The sequence below is a fragment of the Gemmatimonadota bacterium genome, from assembly GCA_009692115.1.
In the GTDB taxonomy this organism is placed as follows: domain Bacteria; phylum Gemmatimonadota; class Gemmatimonadetes; order Gemmatimonadales; family GWC2-71-9; genus SHZU01.
On sequence record SHZU01000010.1, the window covers coordinates 18899 to 36099 of the forward strand.

The 17201-nt window shown below is 65.0% G+C and carries 17 protein-coding genes; all 17 read right to left on the reverse strand.

Annotated features, from left to right (window positions below; translation table 11 throughout):
* Positions 1-789 (reverse strand): tetratricopeptide repeat protein, encoded by a 789-nt coding sequence (locus tag EXR94_11845; GenBank protein ID MSR03410.1) that lies wholly within the window; start codon positions 787-789, stop codon positions 1-3.
* Positions 786-1346, reverse strand: a complete 561-nt coding sequence (locus EXR94_11850; protein MSR03411.1) for a peptidoglycan-associated lipoprotein — start codon at positions 1344-1346, stop codon at positions 786-788. Before EXR94_11850 ends, EXR94_11845 begins: the two co-directional genes overlap by 4 nt.
* Before the next feature lie 43 nt (positions 1347-1389).
* Positions 1390-2685 carry a hypothetical protein gene (locus EXR94_11855; protein MSR03412.1) on the reverse strand — a complete coding sequence of 432 codons (1296 nt, stop codon included), beginning with the start codon at positions 2683-2685 and terminating at the stop codon, positions 1390-1392.
* Positions 2682-3374, reverse strand: a complete 693-nt coding sequence (locus EXR94_11860; GenBank protein MSR03413.1) for a hypothetical protein — start codon at positions 3372-3374, stop codon at positions 2682-2684. Before EXR94_11860 ends, EXR94_11855 begins: the two co-directional genes overlap by 4 nt.
* Positions 3371-3808 carry an ExbD/TolR family protein gene (locus EXR94_11865; protein MSR03414.1) on the reverse strand — a complete coding sequence of 146 codons (438 nt, stop codon included), beginning with the start codon at positions 3806-3808 and terminating at the stop codon, positions 3371-3373. The genes EXR94_11860 and EXR94_11865 overlap by 4 nt, the downstream gene beginning before the upstream one ends.
* Positions 3808-4557, reverse strand: coding sequence for a hypothetical protein (locus tag EXR94_11870; GenBank protein ID MSR03415.1), 750 nt, complete (start codon positions 4555-4557; stop codon positions 3808-3810). Before EXR94_11870 ends, EXR94_11865 begins: the two co-directional genes overlap by 1 nt.
* Before the next feature lie 115 nt (positions 4558-4672).
* The gene (locus EXR94_11875; GenBank protein ID MSR03416.1) at positions 4673-5881 is read right to left on the reverse strand and encodes a LysM domain-containing protein; all 1209 of its coding nucleotides are present in this window, start codon (positions 5879-5881) and stop codon (positions 4673-4675) included.
* Positions 5853-6329: a single-stranded DNA-binding protein gene (ssb, locus tag EXR94_11880; GenBank protein ID MSR03417.1), complete on the reverse strand. Its 477-nt coding sequence runs from the start codon at positions 6327-6329 to the stop codon at positions 5853-5855. Before ssb ends, EXR94_11875 begins: the two co-directional genes overlap by 29 nt.
* A gap of 97 nt (positions 6330-6426) precedes the next feature.
* Complete coding sequence (gene rimI / locus EXR94_11885; GenBank protein ID MSR03418.1) at positions 6427-6939, reverse strand: ribosomal-protein-alanine N-acetyltransferase; 513 nt, start codon at positions 6937-6939, stop codon at positions 6427-6429.
* Positions 6857-7756 carry a tRNA (adenosine(37)-N6)-threonylcarbamoyltransferase complex dimerization subunit type 1 TsaB gene (gene tsaB, locus EXR94_11890; GenBank protein ID MSR03419.1) on the reverse strand — a complete coding sequence of 300 codons (900 nt, stop codon included), beginning with the start codon at positions 7754-7756 and terminating at the stop codon, positions 6857-6859. The genes rimI and tsaB overlap by 83 nt, the downstream gene beginning before the upstream one ends.
* Complete coding sequence (tsaE, locus tag EXR94_11895) at positions 7573-7980, reverse strand: tRNA (adenosine(37)-N6)-threonylcarbamoyltransferase complex ATPase subunit type 1 TsaE (protein ID MSR03420.1); 408 nt, start codon at positions 7978-7980, stop codon at positions 7573-7575. The genes tsaB and tsaE overlap by 184 nt, the downstream gene beginning before the upstream one ends.
* A 1-nt stretch (position 7981) precedes the next feature.
* On the reverse strand, positions 7982-10045 hold the full coding sequence (gene uvrB, locus EXR94_11900; protein MSR03421.1) for an excinuclease ABC subunit UvrB: 2064 nt from the start codon (positions 10043-10045) through the stop codon (positions 7982-7984).
* Positions 10046-10097: 52 nt separating this feature from the next.
* Complete coding sequence (locus EXR94_11905) at positions 10098-10505, reverse strand: EVE domain-containing protein (protein MSR03422.1); 408 nt, start codon at positions 10503-10505, stop codon at positions 10098-10100.
* Between the two features lie 20 nt (positions 10506-10525).
* A complete protein-coding gene (locus EXR94_11910; protein MSR03423.1) occupies positions 10526-12688 on the reverse strand; it encodes a bifunctional (p)ppGpp synthetase/guanosine-3',5'-bis(diphosphate) 3'-pyrophosphohydrolase in 2163 nt (720 codons plus the stop codon).
* Positions 12685-13368, reverse strand: coding sequence for a DNA repair protein RadC (gene radC / locus EXR94_11915; GenBank protein ID MSR03424.1), 684 nt, complete (start codon positions 13366-13368; stop codon positions 12685-12687). Before radC ends, EXR94_11910 begins: the two co-directional genes overlap by 4 nt.
* Before the next feature lie 120 nt (positions 13369-13488).
* Positions 13489-16632 (reverse strand): preprotein translocase subunit SecA, encoded by a 3144-nt coding sequence (gene secA, locus EXR94_11920; protein ID MSR03425.1) that lies wholly within the window; start codon positions 16630-16632, stop codon positions 13489-13491.
* On the reverse strand, positions 16632-17201 hold the full coding sequence (gene nadD, locus EXR94_11925) for a nicotinate (nicotinamide) nucleotide adenylyltransferase (protein ID MSR03426.1): 570 nt from the start codon (positions 17199-17201) through the stop codon (positions 16632-16634). Before nadD ends, secA begins: the two co-directional genes overlap by 1 nt.

The following is a 17201-nucleotide window of genomic DNA, read 5'->3' on the forward strand; positions in this document are numbered from 1 at the left end:
TTAAGGTTTCAGCGCCTCGAGCCGGGTCTTAGCCAAGTCGGCATCTTCGGACCTCGGATACTCGGCGACCACCCGCTGGTAGGCGGCCCGGGCTCGGACCGGATATTTGAGGCTCTGTTCGTACAGGCGGCCGACCTTGTACAGCGCGGCCGGCGCCCGAGCCGACTGCGGGTACTTCGCGGTCACCTCGGTAAACCGGGCAATCGCGGTATCTGGCGAGGCGGTCTCGAACGTTTCGGCCACGAAATAGAGCGCGTCAACGGCGTTGGGATGCGTGGGATACTGCTGGAGGAAATCGAGAAACGCCCGCCGAGCCGTTGCGACGCTTCCGCGCCGGTATTGCTGGAGAGCCGCGTTATACATCTGCTCGGCCGACGCCGCCGGGACCGTCCCCGGACCGCGGACCGCGGTGTCCGGCACGGCTGGCGCGACCGGCGTGCCAATCTGGGCCTCGGCTCGAGCATCGAGTTGGCCCCGGAGCTGGCTCAGGTTGCGCTGACTTTGACCAACCACCTCTTGCACCGCCAACAACTGCCTCATCATGTCGGTGACGTCGTTGGTGGTCTTCGCGTCCATGACCCGGAGCGCCTGGCGGGTCGCCGTCAATGAGTCGATGACCTGCTGCTGGAGCCGGATGAGCCGGGCCAATTCGGCGGCCCGGACGGATTCGTGACGGGCCGTTTCGGCCCGCAGCACCATGACCTGGGTCTCGACCCGGCGGACATTCCCTTTCGTCGCGCAGCCAGCCAGCGACGCCAGGGACGCCGCCAAGACCCACCGGCGCATCACCGCGGTCTCACCAAACGGCCGGCCCCGGCCACGAACTCAAACTCATCCCGACGGTTCTTAGCCCAGGCAGCTTCACTCGACGCTGGGTCGGTCGGCCGTTCCTCGCCGAACGACAGCGTCTCGATCCGGTTGCCGTCGATCCCCTTGGCCTCGAGATACCGCTTGGCGCTGGTGGCCCGCCGATTCCCCAGGACCAGGTTGTACTCATCGGAACCGCGCTCATCGCCGTGTCCCGAGATCTTGATCCGAAGAGCCGGATTGGCCAGCATGATGGCCGCTTTGAGATCGAGCACCGGCTGCCCGTCCGCCCGAATCGCGTCCTGGTCCAGGTCGAAGTAAATCGATTCCTGCATCGCCCGGGTCAGGTCGGCGGTGATCGCCGCCGCATCTGCGGACCCGGGATTGGTCGGAGTGGTTGCCCCACCGCTGGTACCGCCCGGTGTTCCGGTCCCCGGGGTGGTCGTCGTTCCGCCGGTCGGGGTCGGCACGGCTTCCGGTTGCTTCTTGCCGCAGGCCGACAACATCGCGAGTACAAGGATCATGGATCGAATACGCATGCGGTGGTTCTCCCTTTGAGGGGAAGTCGTTTCAGGCCTTGCTTCAGCGGCCGCGACCGATGGGCCGTGACCACGACGGTAATCGAGCGGAACCGGGTGTCGCGAGTTGCCGGACCCGGCCGGTTTCCAAATCCAGCACATGGAGCTGCCCGCGACCGGTCCGGTTCGACACGAACACCACGTGACGGCCATCGGGCGCGAAGCTCGGATCCTCATTCCGCCCCGACGAGGTCCTCGCTTTGAGCTGTCGAGCCGAGACGTCGAAGGTGACGATCTGCGGACTGCCCCCCGACTCGCGGTGAAACACGATCATGGTGCCGTCGGGCGCCCAATCGGGGGCGAACGAACTCCCCGACGCCCCATAATCGAACGGAATCATCAACTCCTGATCCGTCCCGTCGGCCGCCATGGCATAGATCTGCGGCGACCCGGCGCGGTTGCTGACATACGCGATCCGCCGACCGTCGGGAGAATAGGCAGGCGAGAGGTTTTCTGCAAACCGCCCCGCGGTCAATCGCTCGACGCAACAGAGGTCGGCGACATTGACCGCATGGAGGTTGGCCGCTTGCTCCGTCAGCCGCGAAAACACCAGCTTCCGTCCGTCGGGCGAGAAGGAGGGGGTGATGTTCTGGCCGACGTTGGTCGTCGGCACCACCTGCCGGGTGCCCGTGGCCACCGACTGGACGATGATGGCCCCGGCCCCTTCCCCGCCAAGCTGCATGTAGGCGAACCGGCTCCCGTCCGGGGACCACACCGGCGAAATCGCCAGCAGGTTGGCCGGGCTCATCGGCACCACACCATGACCGTCGGAATCGACCCGGTAGATCCGCTTGTCGCCGTTGTTGAGGAAGAGCATTCGAGTGGCCGCTACCCCGGGCTTCCCGGTCACCCACCGAACGATCTCGTCGGACACCCGGTGAACCGCCATCCGGGCCTCACCCTGGCCTGACGGATCGAGCGGCACGGCCATCTCCTGCCGAACGAACTCCGCGGCCAGGTCATGGAGACGGACCGCCACGGTGCCGTTGACGCTCACGATCTCGACCGCATAGCTCGCCCGGAGGGTCCGATAGAGCGGATAGTTAATCGGCGCCCCGGTCGCCGGACCGACCGGCCCGCCGGTGGCGGGGAGCGCGATGACTTCAAATCGGTCGCTGAAATCGAGGTCCCGAGCCACAATGCCACGAATCGAGTCGAGCGCGACGACCGTCGGCATCACGACCAGCCCGGGCCGAACCCCCGGATCGTACACACCCTGAACCCGAACCGTGTCCTGGGCCGTCGCCGACCTCACCGTCAAAGTTCCGACCAAGAGAATAGCTGCGCGCCAACGCCTCATGGCCGATTCCTCGGTCGGAAGAGAAACGCCACCTGCAGGATGTCCGCCGGCCAGACCTTCGGCAACGGACCAAAGGCAAGATCCTCGGACGCCTTCTCGATGGCACCCTGCGCTTCGAGATCGAAGGAATAGCTGCGCGACGTCCGAAGCACTCTGATACCTCGCACCGAACCGTCCCGCATGATGGTAAAGGTCACTTCTGCCTCTAGCGCGCTCGAACCGACCGGCCTGGCCCACCGCCGCAAGATCTCATTAGTCAGGTTCCGAAGGTAGGTCGGATCCGGAAACTGCCGCCCATCAGTGACCCGGACGTCCGCTACGTCGGTTCCGGCTCCCGGCGTTTCGCCGGGGGCCAGCGGAGTCGAGGTTTTGGGAGGTGGCGCCGGCCCAGTCTTGGGATCCACCTTGGTCGGCGGTTTGGCCTTCACCGGTACCGGCTTCGCGGCCGGTTTTGGTTTCGGCGCGACTTTCGGGGGGGCCGGTGGGGGGGCCGGGACCGGCGCCGCCGCCACGGTCGCGGCCCGTGGGGCCGCCACCAACTCGACGTTATAAACGATCGGCTGGACCCGGGTGGCCCCGCGCGATGCCGCCAGCACAGCCAGCACCAGAGCGCCATGCACCAGGAGGGTCCCGGTGGCTCCGGCCACCACCCCCTGACGCGGCATCGTCGGCACCGACCGGAGTCTCATCGCGAGACGTCTTCCTCTTCGGTGACCAGCCCCGCCGAGGTGATCCCCGCCTCGTGCAGCGCCGCGATGACCCGGACCACGTTCCCGTACGGCGTGGCCCGGTCGCCCCGGACATACACGCTCGAGGCCCGGCGCTGATCCATGAGCCGGCGAACCGTGGCGCGGAGCTCCGCCTGGGTAACCGGAATGTCGTCGACGAAGATTTTCCCCCGCCGATCGACGCTGACCACGATGCCGTCCTTGGACGCCAGGGGCGTGGCCTTGGCCTGGGGCAGCTCGACATCGATGCCCCCCTGCATGATCGGGGCGGTGATCATGAAGATGATCAAGAGGACCAACGCCACATCCACCAGCGGGGTAATGTTGACATCGGCGTTGACCGCCGGCGACCGCCGCCGGCCGATGCCAGCGCCCCCGACGCCTCCGCCCGCCATTAGAGCCACCCCTCCTTCGCCATCCAGCCCACCAGGCCGTTGGCGAACCCCTCGAGTTCGCCCTCAAGGACCGCCGTCTGGGAGGCGAAGTAGTTGTACGCCACCAGCGCCGGAATTGCCGCCGCAATGCCGGCCACCGTCGTGATCAACGCCTCAGCGATGCCGGGGGCCACCGCCGCAATGTTGCCGGCGCCTTTCTGCCCCATGCCCAAGAAGGCGTCCATGACGCCGAGGACCGTCCCCAGGAGGCCCAACAGAGGGCTCACGCTGCCGACCGTGGCAAGCGACGGAATCAACTTGGCCGCCGCGTCCCGTTCGGCGCCGACTTCTTTGCCCAGGACCATCTTCAGGGCCTCAAGCTGGGTTACGGTCAGACTGACCCGTTCGACCGACCCGTCTTTGAAGACTCCCGGGGCCAGGTCGCTGTAGAAGCTCATGGCTTCCCGGAACACCCGCCCGATCGGTGACGGCGGCAGCTTGAGCACCACCCGGTGCGCATCCTGAAGCCGCGGAGCGCCTTCCAAAGCCCGGAGTAGACGGGTGTTTTGGGATCTGATCTTTCGAAGTTGCCATGCCTTGACGCCGATGACGAACCATGAGACGAGCGAGAAGAGCGCCGTCACCGCGAGCACGACGATCGTCGCTGGAGTCGCAAGCTCGAGGAGCTGCCAGATCGAGGTTGGGATCAGGGTCGACGCCTGGAGGGCCAAGATCATCCATACTCCTTCATGGGGTGAAAACGGTGCCATCGGCCGGGAGACGCCCGAACGACCGCTTTCGTGACAACCATGAAGATAAAACGACGCGGGGCCGTTGGAACGGCCCCGCGGCTACTGAAATACCCGGTGTCAGGCTACCCCAGGATCAGGAGGGCAGCTTGGCGACCAGTTTGATCCGGGTTCCCGGGGGGATGTCGGGTGAGATCACGTTCAGGATCTTGACCGTGGCGCTCCGGTCCCGGACGTGGACCACCTGGAGCACGGCCATCAGCTCGTCGACGGTATCGGAGGCCCCGACCCGCGGCCGGACATCTCGCCGAACCTCGAACATATCACCCCGAGCGACGCCATCGCGCTTGCCCTTGTCGATGAACAGGAACCCCTGAGGATGCTTGAGCTCGCGGGCCTCCCGCTCAGCGAGGATCGCACCGGCCAAGCCGTTCTGGACGGGCTGAGCCCGGGTCGAACCCCCTTCGGAGAACGTCTCCGCGGGGATCGTCAGTTGCCCGTTCCAGATCGGACCATAGACGGAGACGACCGACGCGACCGCCTGCTTGCCCGTCGTTTCGGTAACCCGGACCATGCCGGTGGGAACGACAATGTCACCGAATCCGGCCGGACCCTCGTTGGTTTGAACGATGAGCAGCATATCACCGACCTGATACTGCGCCCCCTCGGGCGGCATGATCGCCACCTGAGTGTAGAGAGTAGCCGTGGCCCGCTCGCTCAGGTTCCGAATCTGCGGCGGCGTCACCGTACCGAGCAGGCGACCGAACGACAGCGCCTCCCCCTCGGTCAAGTAGCCGGCCGAGAAGAACTCACCCTTGCGAAGCGGCTGATAGGGCTGCTCCCGGTAGGTCCGAAGGGCCGAGCGGGCATCGAGTCCCCGGCGCTTGGCAAAGAGGGAATCGGGCCGAGGCTCCTGCGCTTCCGGCTCAGGCTCCACCACAACCGGCGGACGCTCGGGCTGCGGCGTCGGCAGGGTCATTTCGGGCGGCTCACTGACCACCGGCTTCGGCGGAACGGTGGCCGGGGCCGTCGGCTCCGGCTTCGGGGCCGCTTCAGCCGGAGCCTCCGCCACCGCGTCCGATGCCCCGGTCCGGAGCACTTGCCCCGGAACGATGTGCTTCGGATCGGTGATCCGATCGGCATTGAGTTGATAGATCTGGTTCCAGAGGGATTGATCCCCCAGGAATCGCCTGGCGATCGAGACCAGCGTATCGCCCGGCTTGACGGTGTAGGTCGCGGGTTTCGCTACCAGCTGGGCTACAGCCGCCGATAACGGACCGGCGGCCGCGCCCAACAAGACCATTGCCAGCGAAACATTAGAACGGAAGATCGTCGTCCTCGGCATCAAGAGCCTCCGGAAAATCGTCGAAGGATTCCGATTTCTGCGGCGCCGATGCGGCCGCAGCACTCGCCTTCGAAGGCGCGAAGGACTCACCCTCGGCACCGCCGCGTCCGGACAACATGATCAGCTCTCGGGCTTGGATCTCGGTGGTGTACCGAGTTTGCCCCTCGCGATCCTGCCAGTTCCGGTACTCGATGGCGCCTTCGATGTAGACCTTGTCGCCCTTCTTACAATAGCGTTCAGCAATGTCAGCAAGATTTGAGCCCTTGTTGTTCCAGAGCACAACCCTATGCCACTCCGTCTTTTCCTGCTTCTCCCCGCTCTGGTTCTTCCACTGGCGTCCGGTTGCAACCGAGAGGGTGGCCACCCGGCCCCCATTCGTCGTACTGCGCACCTCGGGATCGGCGCCGAGGTTGCCAATCAAGGTCACTTTGTTCAGACTGCGGCTCATAGAACTCTCCTCAGGTTCGGGTCGGTGTCGATCGGTAACGCCGCCCAAGATAATGGGGCCGTAACCCCTTCAAATAACCATAGTTAAGATGTTTGTATCATTTAACCGCAGAACGGAGATCCGATCGCATGATGACGGCGTTTTCTCGGGGCTTCCGATAGTAATCGGTCCGGAAGCCGACCGCCCGGAAACCCCGCCCTTCGTACAGAAACCGGGCGGATGTATTGGACTCCCGAACCTCGAGGAATACCTCGACGGCTCCGCCGGCGATCACCGCGGCCACCACCGAGTCGAGCAACCGCCGACCAACCCCCTGCCGCCGATACAAGGGTAGCACCGCGATGTTCAGAATCTCGGCCTCCCCCGCGATCACCCGTGCAAAGGCGTATCCTGCAAGGCGCATTTCCAGGCCACCTGCCAACGCCACCCGGGCCGCTACCGCCTCATTTTCGAACAGTTCCGCGATCCCAGCCGCGCTCCACGGATCACCGAAGCAGAGTCGCTCCGCCTCGGCGATCCCGGCCGCGTCAGCGAGGGTCGCCGGTCGAGTCAGCCAGAGCCCGGCCATGGACCTTCTCCCATCGAGCCTGCGCTTCGGCCGGCCGCCCATAATCCGGTTCCCAGCCCGGGAGATCGGCCACCACCCTGGCGCCGCCCGGACGACCCACCAGGCCTAACAAGGCCCCGGCCGTGGGAAATCCTTCCGGCGGACCAATCAGACGGCTCCGCACGGCCCAGTCAAAGCCGACCCCCTGTCCCACCAGAAAGTCGCTCACAACCACGTCGGGCACCAGGTCGGCCCCGAGTGGCTGGCCGCCGGCTAGCACCGCCGGCCCAAGCAGGGTCTGGATTGGGCCCCCCCGGTGACTCATCCGATAGACCGCCGCGTAGGACTCACCCCGGAGCGCCGAGCCAAGGCCAACGACCACCCCGGCCCCGTCGGCGACGACCGCGCGGACTAACAGCGTGGAGGCCGCCCAGACCCTGACATCCCGGCCTCGGCACACGCCCTTGACCCAGGCCGCCCCGACCCGAAGCCCCGTGAAACTACCCGGCCCGTCACTCACGGCAATGTCGGTGAGTTGTCCGATGCGGACGCCGAGGTCGGCCAGAACCTCGGTGACCAGCGGCACCAGCAGCGCAGCGTGGCGTCGGGCTCCAACCGCCACCCGCTCGACCACCCGGTCACCGGCCGTTCCCGCCACCGACAGGCGATCGGTACTGGTATCAACGGCCAGAGCAATCACCGGACGACCTCGAACCAGCGACGATCGGGCTCGGTGGCGTGGCCCAGCCGGACCCGCCAGGTCGGCGGCGCGGCCCAGGCGCCGGCCCGGTCGGGCCACTCGACGAGCAACACGTCGCCGCTGGTGAGGCCCTCCCAGTCGAGATCGCGCGCTTCGTCCGGTTGTCGCAGCCGGTAACAATCGACGTGCACGACCGGACCGCGGCGCCCGGCATAGCGGTGCACGAGGGCATAGGTTGGACTGGTGGCGCCGCCGGCGACCCCGAGGGCCTCGGCGATGGCTTTCACCAGAGTCGTCTTCCCCGCCCCAAGGTCGCCTTCCAACCAGACCACCGCGCCCGGCTCGAGTTGGCCGGCCAGGGCGCGGCCTTTGGCCATGAGCTCGGTCTCCGACACCAATTCCACGTTAGGCTCTCGCTCGTCGCGAGGACCGGGATCGGGCCGGCGCCCCGGGCGAGGGACGGGCCACGTTGCCGGCCTGGACGGCGCGCAGGTCGTTGAGCTGGTCCCGAAGCATCGCGGCCAGTTCGAACTCGAGGTTGGCCGCCGCTTGGCGCATCTGCCGCTCCAAAGCCTGGATTGCGGTGGCGCGGGCCGCCGGATCGTGGAGATCGACCGTGGCGCCTTCCCTCTTCTTGACCGGCCGGTCGCGGTCCGTTCGCGCATCGGCGACGTGGGTCGACAGCTTGACCTCCGCCATCGACTTGATGATGGAGCGAGGAGTAATCCCGTGCTCGGCATTGTATTCGAGCTGACGCTTTCGGCGCCGGTCCATCTCGTCGAGGGCGCGCTGCATCGATCCGGTCATCCGGTCGGCGTAGAAAATGCCGAGCCCGCTGAGGTTCCGGGCCGCCCGCCCCACCGTCTGGATCAACGACCGGTCACTCCGGAGAAACCCTTCGTGGTCCGCATCGAGGATCGCGACGAGCGACACCTCGGGAAGGTCGAGTCCCTCCCGAAGCAAGTTGATCCCCACGAGCACATCGAAGTCGCCAAGGCGCAAACCCCGGAGAATCTCGATCCGCTCGATGGTATCGATATCGGAGTGGAGGTAGCGAACCCGGACTCCAACCTGCTGAAGGTAATCCGTCAGGTCCTCCGACATTCGCTTGGTCAACGTCGTGACGAGCACCCGCTCGCTCACCTTGACCCGCTTGCGGATTTCCTCGAGCAGATCGTCCACCTGCCCCTTCACCGGGCGGACTTCCACCAGCGGGTCGACCAGATACGTCGGGCGGATGATCTGCTCGACCACATGCCCGGCCGAGATCCCGAGTTCGAAGTCGCCCGGGGTGGCGGACACCATGATCAGTTGCGGGACCAGGGACTGGAACTCTTCAAACGTCTGGGGCCGGTTGTCGAGGGCACTCGGCAGCCGAAACCCGTATTCGACGAGGGTCTTCTTACGGGCTTGGTCGCCATTGAACATGCCCCCGATCTGGGGGATGGTGGCATGAGACTCATCGACGACGACCAAGTAGTCGGCCGGGAAATAGTCGAGCAGGCACGCCGGCCGCTCGCCGGGACGCCGGTCGCTCAGCGGCCGGGAGTAGTTCTCGATGCCAGGACAGGTGCCGATCTCGAGAAACATGTCGATGTCGAAGTTGGTTCTCGACTCGAGCCGCTGGGCCTCCAAGAGCTTGCCGGCAGCCCGAAACTCCGCCAGCCGCTCGGCCAACTCGGCCCGGATCAGCTTGACCGCCCGTTCGACATTCGGCCGTTCCGTGACATACTGGGTGGCCGGCCAAATCGCGCTGGTCTCGAGTTGGGCGATCGTCCGCCCGGTGAGCGGATCGATCTTGGAAATCCGCTCGATGGTGTCGCCCCACAACTCGACCCGGACCGCTTGCTCATCGTACGCCGGGTAGATCTCGACCGTGTCGCCACGGACCCGAAAGGTGCCCGGCTCGAACGACACGTCGTTCCGATGGTACTGGATGGCGACCAAGTCGGCCAGGATCCCGTCGCGCCCTTTTTCCTCGCCCTGCTTCAGGGTCAGCATCATCCGCCGGTAGGTTGCCGGATCGCCGAGGCCATAAATGGCGCTGACCGTGGCGACGATGACGACATCGTCCCGCTCCATCAAACTCGAGGTGGCCCGAAGCCGGAGCGACTCGATGTCTTCATTGATCGAGGCGTCCTTTTCGATGTACATGTCGGTGGAGGGGACATACGCCTCGGGCTGATAGTAGTCGTAGTAGGAGACGAAATACTCGACGGCGTTGTTCGGCATGAACTGCTTGAGCTCGCCGTAGAGTTGGGCGGCCAGGGTCTTGTTATGCGACAACACCAATGTCGGTTTGCCGTAATTGGCCAGCACGTGGGCGAGGGTCATCGTCTTGCCCGACCCGGTAACGCCGAGCAGGGTTTGATATTTTTGACCGGCCATCAGGCCGGCGGTCAGGGCCGCGATGGCTTGCGGCTGATCGCCGGCCGGGGCAAACGGCGCTTGGACTTCGAAACGAGGCATAAGGAGGGAAAGCTATGTCGGTATTTCTTCGGGGTCTAGTCCCCCAGACAACTCACTCCTTCCAGGTGAGCACGGCATCCCACTGGGCCTCGGAGAAAGGCATCACCGAGAGGCGGGGCAGCCGCACCAGGTCGGCGCCGGCGAATTGGTCGGAGGCCTTGATCTCCCCGAGCGAGACGGGCCGCGCGACCCGCCGGACTGGCACGAGGTCAATGACCACCAGCTTGGGATCGGCCTGTTGAGGGTCGGGGTACGCGGCCCGGGTGACTCGGGCGATGCCGACGATGCGTTTCTGATCGCCGGTGTGGTAGACGAAGCACTCGTCGCCGACGGCCATCGTTCGGAGATGTTTGAGCGCGACTGGGTTGGCGACGCCGTCCCAGACGCCCTTGCGGTCGCGCTCGAGATCGTCATAGGCGTAGGTGGACGGTTCGGTCTTCAGTAACCAGCGATTGGCCACGGGGAACTCTCCGGAGAATGTCAGCCTGCTTGGATTTCGCGCCGATCAACCGAGACGACGCCTTTGATCCGGCGTACGGCTTTGAGCACCTTGGCCAGATGGGTCAGATTATCGACCTCGACGAAGATGGTTCCGAACGCCGAACCGTCTTTGGTATGGAGGTCGGCGCGCCGAATGTTGGTGCCGGTTTGGCTGACCGCTTGGAGGATATCGGCGTAGAGACCTCGACGGTCATCCGCGTTCCAGAGTAACCGCACGGCAAACGACTCGCCGGCCTGCTCCTGCCAATCGATCTCGACCCGGCGATCGCCTTCCTGAAGGGTGAGCAGGTTGGGACAATCGGCCCGGTGAATCGAGATACCCCGCCCCTGGGTCACGTACCCGACCACGGTGTCGCCGGGTACCGGCTGGCAGCATTGGGCGTACCGGACCAGCAGGCCGTCGACGCCCTGGATCTTGATGCCCCTCCCAAGCCGGATCCGGTTGAGCATCCGGCCGAACACGGTTGGCTTCGGTTCCCGGAGGTCTTCGTCGGTGAGGTCCGGGTAGAGGGCCTTCATCAGCTGGCCAATGGCGAGGTCACCTCGTCCGATCGACACTTCGAGGGCCCGGCCCTCGGTCAACCCGAGCGCTTTGGCTGCCCGGTCCAGTGCGGCGGCGGCTGGGGGGTCGAGTCGGCGGCGCTTGACCTCCCGGGCCAGAATATCGCGGCCCAAGCCGATGCTGACGGTCTCTTCCTCGTGGCGGACCCACTGCTTGATGCGCTGCCGAGCCCGGCCGGTCCGGACATGGTTGAGCCAGTCCCGGCTGGGCTTGGCCGTCGGCGAGGTGAGAATTTCCACGGTGTCGCCGTTTTTGATCTCGCGGTGCAACGGGGCGATCCGGCCGTTGATCTTGGCGCCCTGGCATCGGAGCCCGACCTCGGTGTGCACGAAGAACGCGAAATCGATCGCGGTGGCGCCCTTCGGCAGCTGTTTGACGTCGCCCTGGGGCGTAAACACGAAGATCTCGTCCTGGTACAAATCGAGTTTGAGAAACTCGAGGAACTCTTCCTGGCTATGGGTGTCCTGCTGCAGCTCGAGCAATTCGCGGAACCACTCGAAGTGCTGGTCGAACTCGTCGCGTTCGGTCCGATCGGACTTGTAGAGCCAGTGAGCCGCGATCCCGAACTCCGCAGTCCGATGCATGTCCGGGGTTCGGATTTGGACTTCGTAGAGTTGACTGCCCGGCCCGAAGATCGTGGTGTGGAGCGACTGGTACCCGTTGGACTTGGGACTCGCGATGTAGTCCTTGATCCGGTCCTGGACCGGGGTCCAGCTGTGGTGCAAAATGCCGAGGACGTGATAACACGACGGCACATCCGCGACGACGATCCGGAGCGCCATCATGTCGTAGACCTGATCGAACGGGAGGGCCCGTTTCCGCATCTTCTGGTAAATCGACCAGAGATGCTTGGGCCGCCCGGTCACCTCGGCGTGCGCGATCCCGGCCTTGGCGAGTTCGCTTTCGAGGGGCCGCCGGAGCGCTTCGATCATCTCCTCGCGCTCAGCCCGCTTTGAGGCCACTTGGCGCGCGAGCCCGCTGTACTCTTCCGGCTCGAGAAACTTGAAGGACAGGTCCTCGAGTTCGGCCTTGACCTTGGCCATGCCGAATCGGTGGGCCAGCGGCGCGTAGATCTCGCCGGTTTCGGTGGCGATCCGCGCCTGGCGTTCAGGTGACAGATGCTCCAGCGTCCGCATGTTATGGAGCCGGTCGGCCAGTTTGATGATGATGACGCGGGCGTCCTTGGCGATCGACAGCAGCAGCTTCCGGTAATTCTCGACCTGTTCCTCCGCCCGGCTCCGGAACGTCAGGTGCGAAATCTTGGTCAGGCCGTCGACCAGTTCGGCAACCTCCGGTCCAAATTCCGCGGCGATATCCTCGACGCCAAGTTCGGAGTCTTCAACGACATCGTGGAGCAGCGCCGCCGCGATCGACGTCGAATCCAGGAACTGGTCGACGAGAATGGTGGCCACCGCGATGCTGTGCGAGACGAAGTCCTCGCCCGACATCCGCTTCTGACCCCGGTGGGCCGACGCGCTGAACGCGAGCGCCCGGTCGATCAGTGAAAGATCGAGCCGTTCGGCGTGCTTGGCGAGCAGGCCGCGGAATTCCGGAACCGGGTCGAGCGCGGTACCTGTCACAGCAATCCTTGGGTCGCGAAACTGATCCACCGGTCGCCGGCCACGATCACGTGATCGAGCACCGGAATCCCTAACACCGAACCGGCCGCCACCAGCTGCCCGGTGACCACCCGGTCTTCCGGGGACGGCGTCGGGTCGCCGCTCGGATGATTGTGCACCACGATGATACCGGCCGCGGCCTCCACAATGGCCGGCCGAAACACCTCCCGGGGGTGCACCATGGAACCGGTCAAGACCCCTCGGGAAATCAGGACGGACCGGACCACCTCCCGCTGAACCGACATCACCAGCACGTGAAACTCTTCGACCTCGAGATCCCGGATCCGGTCGCCGATGATCCGGACCACGTCCTCCGGGGTCCGGATCCGGGCCCGGGGCGGCCGCTCTTCCCGAGCCAACCTCCGGCCCAGTTCGAGCGCCGCCACCAGGCGCCCGGCCTTGGCGCCTCCGACCCCGCCCACCCCCCGCAGCTGCCCGAGGGGAAGCCCCGCCAGCCGGCGGAGCGACCCCCCCGCCGAGCGATACACCGCCTGGGCCACCTCAACCGCCGGATGACCCGGCCGACCGGTTGCTAACAGAATGGCGAGCAACTCCACTGTCGTCAATGCGCCCGGACCGTGCCGAGCCAATCGCTCTCGAGGCTGGTCATCGGCCGGGGCAAATCCTGGATGAGTGGTCATCCACCTACAGTAGACTCACCCCACCCGGGACCGCTCATCAATAAACCGGAAACCGGCGCAAAACAAACGGGAGGCGCCTTCACGCCTCCCGCCGAGTGCCAAGTGCCGAGTGCCGAGCCCCTATCCATTCACCCCGTGGCACTTCTTGTACTTCTTGCCCGAACCGCAGGGGCACGGGTCGTTCCGGCCCACGACCGGGACGTTGCCCGTCGGCCCGCCAACCCGGCCCACGCTACTCTGCACCACCGGAGCGGGGGCCGGACTGTTGCGGGCCGGCTCGACAAAGAGGTCGTCGGTCGAGGCCGCCGTCGGGATGGCTGGAGTCAGCCAGGGCAGTGGTTCCGGGGCACGCGGCGGACCCTCGGCGCTGACCTGAACCTTGAGGTAGCGATCGGCGAACGTGGCCCTGAGATCCCGGATCAGGTCTACGAACATCTCGAAGGCCTCTTTCTTGTACTCCACCAGCGGATCTTTTTGCCCGTAAGCCCGGTACTGGATCGCGTTCCGGAGCTGATCGAGATCGTAAAGGTGGTCCTTCCACTTCTCGTCGATTACGCCAAGGGTGACCTGGGCCAGGACCTGTTGGTCGACACCGGGCACCCCGATCGCCACGCCAAACTCGCGGAGGTACTCCACCTTCCGGTGGAACGCCGCTTCGCCCTCGGCGAGCGCGGCCGCTCGAATGCTGTCGATCGTCGGGGTGGCTTTCGGATCCGCGATGGCCTCGGGCACCACGAGGAACTGCATCGTCAGGGCTCCGACGAGCCCGTCCCGATCCCAGGTCGAGGGATCGCCGGCGTCCTCGAGGAACTTCCCGACCAGATGCCCGATTGCCGAGGCAATCATCCGCCGGGCCTCAGCCTTGAGTTCTTCGCCCTTGTCGATCGCAAACAGCCGAAGGGAGTAGATCACTTCGCGCTGCTGGTTCATGACGTCGTCGTATTCCAGGAGCCGCTTCCGTTGCTGGAAATTCTGGAGCTCGACTCGTTTCTGGGCCGACTCGATCGCGGCGGTCACCAGCTTCCCGGTGATGACCTCGCCCTCCTCCGCACCCGCCCGATCCATATAGCGGGCAATCCGGTCGGAGCCGAACAACCGCATCAGATCATCTTCGAGCGAGAGAAAGAAGAGCGACGCCCCCGGATCTCCTTGGCGCCCGGCCCGGCCCCGAAGCTGCCGATCGATCCGGCGCGACTCGTGGCGCTCCGTCCCGATGATCTGGAGGCCCGCTTCGGTGGTATTGAGATCGAGACCCTTCCCCAGTTTGATGTCGGTGCCACGACCAGCCATGTTGGTGGCGATCGTGATCGACCCCGGTTGTCCGGCTCCCGCCACGATCTCGGCTTCGCGCTGGTGATACTTGGCGTTGAGGACCTCGTGCTTGAGCCCCCGGCGCTTCAGCATCTTGCTGAGGGTTTCGGACACCTCGACGGACGTCGTGCCGATGAGCATCGGCAGTCCGAGCTGATGCAGCCGATCAACTTCGTCGAGGACGGCGTTGTACTTCTCGCGACGGGTCTTGTAGATCCGGTCCGTCTGGTCGTTCCGGCAAATCGGCCGGTTGGTGGGCACCACCAGGACCTCGAGGCCGTAGATCGAGTAGAACTCCGACTCTTCCGTCTCCGCCGTGCCGGTCATCCCGGCCAATTTGTCGAACATCCGGAAGTAGTTTTGGATCGTGATCGTGGCGAGGGTCTGGGTCTCGCCCTTGATCTGGACCCCTTCCTTCGCTTCGACCGCCTGATGGAGCCCGTCGGACCACCGCCGCCCGGCGAGGACGCGGCCGGTGTATTCATCGACGATAAGGACTTGGCTGTCCTGTACGATGTACTCAATATCTTTCTCGTACAGGGCATGGGCCTGCAGCAGCTTGTGGATGATATGGAGTTTCTCGCTCTTGGCGGCATACTCCATTTCAACCCGTTGCCGTTCATTGCGCTTCTCGGCCACTGACAAGTCGGGGTCCTTCTCGATTCGGTGCACCGCCTCGGAGATATCCGGAACCAGGAAGAGCCCCGGATCATCCGGAGAAAGCGCCGCGCTCCCCCGGTCCGTCAGGTGAACGGAGTGCCCCTTTTCGTCGAGAACGAAGTAGAGGACCTCGTCGATGCCCCGCATTTCCTGCTGCTTCGTGGGCAGCTTTCGATCGGCCACATGTTTGAGTTCGGCTTGCTGGACCAGTTGTTTGACGCCCGTTTCGTTGAAGAACTTGAGCAGTTTCTTGTTCTTCGGCATCCCGAGCTGGGCCTGGTAGAGCTTGGCCGCACCCTCTGCTTTGGTCTTGTCGCCCGCCAGGAGCGGCTCGGCTTCCGCAATCAATTGGTTGACGACGGCGGTCTGACGCCTGGCCAATTCGGCCACCCGGCCGTTGTATTCCGAGTATTTCCCATCACCGTCGTTGCCGACCGGCCCGGAAATAATCAGTGGCGTCCGGGCTTCGTCGATCAGGATGGAATCGACCTCGTCGACGATGGCGTAGGCGTGGTCTCGTTGCACCCGGTGTTCGATCGCGAACACCATGTTGTCTCGGAGGTAGTCAAACCCGAACTCGTTGTTGGTCCCGTAGGTAATGTCGCAGAGGTAGGCCGCCCGCCGTGCCGGGGTCTGAGGCTCGGTGTCGTCGATGCACCCCACGGTCAGACCCAAATACGTAAACAGGTACCCCATCCACTGCGAGTCGCGGCGAGCCAGATAATTATTGACGGTAACCAGGTGGGCACCCCGGCCCGCCAAGGCATTGAGATAGAGGGGCAAGGTGGCGACCAATGTCTTGCCCTCGCCCGTGCTCATTTCGGCGATCTTGCCCCGGTGGAGGGCGATCCCGCCCATCAGCTGGACGTCGTACGGCACCATGTCCCAAGGCAGGTCGTGCCCAGTGACCACGACCGTCGAGCCGAGCAGTCGGCGACACGCCTCCCGGACGGTCGCAAAGGCCTCCGGGAGCAACTCGTCGAGCACATCGGCAACGGCCTGCTTGTAGGCCTGCTCCAACTGGTGAAACTCGCCCTCCAGCCGCTCGCGCTCGACTGGATCGGCGCACTCATGCTTCTTGGTCCGAACGTCGTCGAGCGTGGCTTTGGCCCCGCCGGTCCGCTCCGCCAGCTGGGCTCGGAACCGGGCGGTCTGGGCTCGGATGTCTTCATCCGAGAGCGGGGCAAGCCGGGCTTCATGCCGGTGCACGTCGGCCAGCAGCGGAGTGAGTTTCTTTGCGTCCCGTTGGTGGCGGGTTCCGAAGATCTTGGAGATCAGGGTATTCACAAACATCAGGCGTCCCGATACAGACCATGGGTTTCGATGTATCGGGCCACCCGATCGGGCACCCAATAGCGAATCGATTGGCCGGATCGAACCCGGCTCCGCACAATCGTGGATGAAATCTCGATCCGCGGCACCAAAACGACCCGGTCCGCGACACCATCAGGGACGGACTCTCCGCCCCGGGCGAACACTACCACTTCAGCCTGAGCCCGGATCTGGTCCGGGTCCCGCCAGGTCGCGAACAGCGCGGCGGCATCGCTGCCCAATACCAGACACAGCGCGGCCTCGGGAAATCGGCGCCGAATGTCCCTGATGGTATCGACCGTGTAGGATGGTCCGCGGCGGTCAACCTCGAGCCGATCGGCCACCAACCCCGGATCGCCCTCGACGGCCAGCTCGACCATCGCAGCCCGATGGTCGGCACTCGCGGCGTGCTGCCCGACTTTGAACGGCTGCTCGCCGGCCGGAATCAGCCGAACCTGAGCGGCTCCGAGCGCTTCCCGGGCGATCCCGGCCACCACCAGGTGCCCATGGTGGATCGGATCGAACGAGCCCCCTAACACCGCAATCCTCAT